Origin of the sequence: uncultured Cardiobacterium sp., from assembly GCF_938028825.1 — a bacterium.
In the GTDB taxonomy this organism is placed as follows: Bacteria; Pseudomonadota; Gammaproteobacteria; order Cardiobacteriales; family Cardiobacteriaceae; genus Cardiobacterium.
On sequence record NZ_CALIZP010000075.1, the window covers coordinates 1 to 5584 of the forward strand.

Genomic DNA, 5584 nt, shown 5'->3' on the forward strand with positions numbered 1-5584 from the left:
TGCTGATTTCCACAAAATTACGGATTTTGCGTTTCAGGCAGACATCGGTTACCAACCCTTTGCTGGATTCGGGATCGAGACGTGGCATATTGCCCGCATCGGGGTCACCGTTGGGGTTGCCGTTGGTTACGTCGAAGAAATAGACAAATTCATAGCGGTTTTGAATGGCAGACATTTTCTGGCTCCTTAATTGTCAATGGTTTCAGTAGTGTCTTTTTTAATGAAATAGCTTTGCTTTTGCTGGTAATAGCCGATGGCAAAGCGGCCTTGTTCTTCAATGCTCAAATGGCGGGGAAAGATTTCCGGCAAGTTTTCAATGATTGTGCCCAACTCCTTATCCAGATTGACTGCCATACCGGCCTTATCTTTACGCAGGCGCGACAAGTGATTTTTGACGCCGGCCAATAAGCGGGGAAAAACAAAATATGGCATGGCAGAAGCCGAGCCATAGTAACGATCGGCAATGCCGGCATTTAATTCACCGAGTGCCTGATGCTGGATGCGCTCCAATACGGCAAATAGCCGACCCAATAAGTAGGCGGGATTTCTGCTTTCGGTATGTAAACTCATGGGGACTCCTTCTTGAATGAAACCTTTTCTATATCGCCGCTGCAACACGGCTTTCATCATTGCCACGCGCAAGCCGTTCACATCGCCGTCGGCACGGACGCGGGCAATCAGTTGCGACAGCAAACTCAGCGGATACGGCGTGCCGTTGATAACGGCGCGGACCATTTCTCCTGCCAGTATGGGCGAAATATTTTCACTTTTACCCAGTGCGGCGGTTTGCAGCAGCAGCCGCCAAATGGACGGTGGTGTTTTCCAGGGCCGAGGCTCAATAGCCAAATCCTGCCAATGCTGCGCCAGATTCTGCGCCAACTGCCCGAAGGCGGTATCCAGCCAGAAGCGGATGGAGAGCCGCGAAGCATTAGGGGCAAGACCCAGGATATAAAAGCGGGTATCCGGCGAGAGTTCGGGTGCCACTTCTTGTAGTGGCCGCCCTTTGGCAACTTGCTCCAGCACGGCAAAAACCTTGGCACTTTCTTCGTCGTCATCAGGTGAAGCTATTTCCGCAAAAAAATCTTCGGCGGCTTGCGCGGCGGCGCTATCAGCTGCTTCCGCCCAAAAGACCGTGCTGGCGTCGCCGATGATCAAACAATGATTATTTTCACGGCGCAACAGATAATTCAGCGTGGTGGTATAGGCGAAGGCGGATTGTTCAGAAACGGGGGCATTTGCACCTTGCTCTTTGCCAAAAGAGGTAAATGCCAGATGTTCCTTATTAAATGCCACAATTGAACCGCCGGAACTTTGCCCACCCAATACGCCTTTAATGGCCGGGTGCAGCCGCGCAATCGGGGCTGTTTCGCCGCTGACCAAGCACAAGCCTTCGTCGCCTTCATTACTTCTCAACAGGTTTAGCCACAGGGTTTGCGCCGCTTCACGTTCATGAATAAAAGCGCTAGGCACTTCCAGGGAAAAAACGACATTGGTATCGAGCATTTCTACCGGCAAAGGCTGTTCCGCAAAATGTTCAGGCTGCCAGTTTCGCAAGAAAAGATAGATGGCACGCAGGCCTTCATCCGCGCTGCCTTGCAATAATTCGAGATGATAATCCCTGAAGACGGTGAAGGTTTTTTCTGCCGGTATGAACGGCTTTTTCTTTGCCTCGGCTTTATCCTTATTGGCTTCCACGCCAAGTGCATAAGCCGTTTTATCCCACAAGAAAAATGGTCTTGGCGTAGTGCCGGTACGTTTGAAAGATTGCGGCACAATCATTAATTTCGGCTGCGGTTTCTTATCCGTACTGAGATTTGAGACCACATTATGCAGTTGCCCTTCTTTATCCAGCACCAATATCCAGCCGATTTTCTCTTCGCTAAAGCCATAAGGCGGCACTTTGGGGTTGCCGGCCACATCGCTTTCCTTCGCCAAACGGTCGTAATAGCGGGCAAGGGACGCAAGAATCATGCTTTCACCTCCTCGGCATAAAACGGCGGCACCAGAATGACGCCGTCTTTCATTTCCGCGCGGAAGAAATGCGGTGTGTTGCCATGCTCGAAATCGATATCGTGCAGCATCCAGCCCAAATCGCGATTTGCCTCGCTTGCCGACAAAGCGGACGGCGGCAGCGGCTCGCTTTCGTCAAGCAGGGCAAAATCAGCGGGAAATTCACGCACGCCCAAACACGGCTGCTGGAAACATTGCCCCTTGCGCGCGCGGCGCGTGAATATCTCGATATGCTTGGTAATGTTGTCCGCCTCGCCCGCCTGCGCCGTCAGCGCGATATGGGCTTCAATCACATAGGCGACGTTTTTCAGCACCGTCGCGGCGCGCTGCTGGCGGTCTTCTTCAATCAGCGTATAGAAACCGGCGACGCTTTTACGCTTCATCGCGCCGTTGATTTTGCTCACCGAAATCTTGTCGCCCAGTTCATTGCGCCGCACCGATTCAAAACGAATCGGCTTCAGCACATGAATTTTGTCCACCACCCAGCGCATGGCCGGCTTCCAGTGCACCGCCGACAAAATCCCACGTGCCGCCGACGGCGTCATCACATCGTAAGACACTCGCTCCACCTTCATCTCCGGGCGGGTAAAACAGGCGTAATCGCCCCAAATGTGCAAGCGGATTTGGTTCATTTAACCCTCCTGTATTCATCTATTCACGCCCCAGCGGGCGATTTTTCAAGCACATGAAATTGTTTCAATCCTCAGCCGCCTAGGGGCGGCTGCCGGGCATCATCACCTGTACTTTGCAGTTGTCGTAGTTTCAATTCACAGCCGCCTGAAGGCGGCCGTCCATCCTCAGCGACGAGACCGCCTGCGCCGTCTGGTTTCAATCCCCAGCCTTCATCGCCGTTAGCCCCAAACAGCAAAGGCATCATTTTTTGTCCTTCGGCGGGCAAGGATCATGACCGTAGCTGTTGCCGGCACGAATGCGTCCATCCCTGCCGTGTATTTTGGTGTCCAACCCTTGGTGCCTGGCGATTGCTTCCGCGCGGGCGGTGGCTTCTTCCTGCGTCCGGTAAACGGCTGTCGCTTTGCTATTGCCTTCGCCTTTTACCGCCCAACCATCCGCGGGGAACCACATGCTGGTTTTTCATGGTCATACGCTTTCTCCTACGCTGTTGAAACATAGCCATAATTTAGCCACTCCGTCGGCTTTATGCAATATTTCATTTCAATTTAATGTGATTTACCATGTGCAGTTTTCCGCCTGCATCTTTCCTGCATCCTTCATCCTCAATCCCGCTTCGTCGTACACATTCAGCGTGCCACTCAGGGCATAGAACTGCTTGCCGAATATCTGCTCATTGAGCGGCTCAATCAGCCGCTCTTTGTAGAGTGCTGCCAGGTCTTTTTCATAAATCTGCACGGTGTAAGGTTGCAGCGCGCGCAGCAGTCCGCCGATGTGGTCGGCGTGGCGCAGAGCGTCAATCAATTTCTCCGCTTCGCTGTCGAACGGGATAAGCAGCGGCAGCATCGGGCTTTCGATCATGCGGAATTTGTCGGCGATGGTCTGGAAGGGGAAGTCGAGGCTTGTTCTGGCGTTGCTGTGCTTTTGCAGGATGTTTTCTTTATCCAGATCACGGCCTTTCAGGGTGTAGAGTTCGCGGAAGTAGGCGGTGATGGCGGCGGTGGCGAGGAGGTCGTCCGCGTGGTGGCGGGCGATGACGCGCATCACTTCCGCCTGAAAGGCGAGTTCGGGCGGATTTTTCCAACCTTCTTCGGGGGCGAAGATCCACACAGGGCTGTTTTCCGCCGCCTGTTTGCCTTCGCGGTTGCAGCGTCCGGCAGCCTGGGCGACGCTGTCCAGACCCGCTTCGGCGCGCATCACCAGCGGGAAATCCACATCGACACCGGCTTCGATGAGCGAGGTGGCGATGACGCAGCAGGGGGAACCGCTGCGCAGGCGGGCACGGATGCTCTCCAGCGTTTGCCGGCGGTGGGCGGCGCACATCAGGGTGCTGAGGTGGAAAACGCCGTCCAGCCCCTGTTCCGCCGCTGCGTCGTAGAGGCTGCGGGCCTGACGGCGGTTGTTGACGATGACGAGGATTTGCGGGTGTTCGCCGAGTTTGGCGAGCAGGTCGGCGTCGGTTTGCCGCCCGATGTGCCGCACGGTGGTGCGGCGCAGTTGCGCGAAGAGGGCTTCCGGTTCGGGGGCGATTTCGCGCATGTTTTCAAAGCCGCGATAGAAGCCGTCTGCCGCTTGCACGGCGGGCTGGGTGGCGGTGCACAGGACGACGCTGCAACGGTAGTTCTGCGCCAGTTCTTTGATGGCCTGCATGATGGGCAGGAGGAGGTTGGGCGGCAGCATTTGCGCTTCGTCGAGGATGATGACGCTGCCGGCGATGTTGTGCAGTTTGCGGCAGCGCGCGGAGCGGTCGGCGAAGAGGGATTCAAAGAATTGCACAGCGGTGGTAACGACCACGGGCGTATCCCAGTTTTCCGAGGCGCGGCGCAGTTTGTCCTTGCTGCTTTGGTCCTGCTTTTGCAGTTTGCTGTCGTCGAAGGTGCTGTGGTGTTCCAGCACGGCGGCACCAAGCGGGGCGAAGGCTGCGCGGAAGGCGGCGGCGTTTTGCTCGATGATGCTGGTGAAGGGGATGACGTAGATGATGCGGCGCAGGCCGTGCCGCCGCGCGTGTTCCAGCGCGAAGGACATGGAGGTGAAGGTTTTGCCGCCACCGGTGGGCACGGTGAGGCGGAAGAGGCCGGGGGCTTCTGCCGCTTGCGCGGTGGCATGGTCGAGGATTTCACGGCGCAGGCGGTTCAGGGCGGCATGGGCGGGGTTGACCCCGCTTTGTTGCGCGGCGCTGGCGCAGAGGTTGGCAAGATAATGGCGGAAGTGCGTTTGCAGGTCGTTCAGGGCGGGATAGCCGCCGCGCTCGATCGTCGTGCCTTCTATGGCGGCGTAAAAGGCCTCGGTGTCGAGGTAGTCGGCATCGACCAGGCAGGAGTAGAGCATGCGGATAAAGAAGGCGCGGGAAAAACCGGGGTGATGGGCGTCGGGTTTGAGCGGCGGTGCGGCCAGGGTGGGCGGCAGGCGGATTTCCTGTTGCCAGACGTCATCCGGCAGCGGGATGTCCGCGCCGAATTGCAGCGCCAGACGTTCTTGCAGGCTGCGGCGGTTATTGCCAGCGCCGCTGCCGTTGGCAAGCCCGGCATGGTGGCCGGCGATGCAGTAGGCCATCATTTTGCCGATGATTTTTCCCCAGCGTTCACAGGCGATTTTCGCACCGGCGGTGGCGTGATCGACGGGCTTGCCGCTGCCGCGCAAGCGTGCCTGAAAGTCCGGGCTGTATTTGCCGAGGTCGTGCAGTTCGCCGGTGTAGCGGGCGATTTCCTGCGCACCGAAGGCGGCGGCAAAGGCGGCGGCCATGTCGCCGACGGTGTGCGCGTGGTCGCTGAGGGTTTGCCAGCAGGCTTCGGGCCGGTTGTCGGCGGAGTGGGCGTAGCAGGTTGTGGGCATGGTGTTCTCCGGTGTGGATATGAAAAACCGCCCCGTGGGGCGGCTGACGGTTTGGGGATTATAGCTAATACACCTAACATTTCATACATATAAGCAAATAAAGTAGCGTGAA

General features: G+C 56.8%; 4 protein-coding genes and 1 pseudogene. All 5 read right to left on the reverse strand.

Annotated features, from left to right (window positions below):
• Positions 1–175: type I CRISPR-associated protein Cas7 (locus Q0562_RS11315; protein ID WP_298644462.1), on the reverse strand; the 175-nt coding region annotated here is incomplete at its 3' end.
• Positions 176–186: 11 nt separating this feature from the next.
• Positions 187–1971: a type I-C CRISPR-associated protein Cas8c/Csd1 gene (cas8c, locus tag Q0562_RS11320; RefSeq protein ID WP_298644455.1), complete on the reverse strand. Its 1785-nt coding sequence runs from the start codon at positions 1969–1971 to the stop codon at positions 187–189.
• Entirely contained in the window at positions 1968–2642 is a 675-nt protein-coding gene (cas5c, locus tag Q0562_RS11325) for a type I-C CRISPR-associated protein Cas5c (protein ID WP_298644457.1), read from the reverse strand. The genes cas8c and cas5c overlap by 4 nt, the downstream gene beginning before the upstream one ends.
• Before the next feature lie 241 nt (positions 2643–2883).
• Positions 2884–3112 (reverse strand): annotated as a pseudogene (locus tag Q0562_RS11330) (DUF2188 domain-containing protein).
• An 86-nt stretch (positions 3113–3198) separates the two neighbouring features.
• Entirely contained in the window at positions 3199–5472 is a 2274-nt protein-coding gene (gene cas3, locus Q0562_RS11335) for a CRISPR-associated helicase Cas3' (RefSeq protein WP_298644460.1), read from the reverse strand.
• Positions 5473–5584 lie beyond the last annotated feature (112 nt).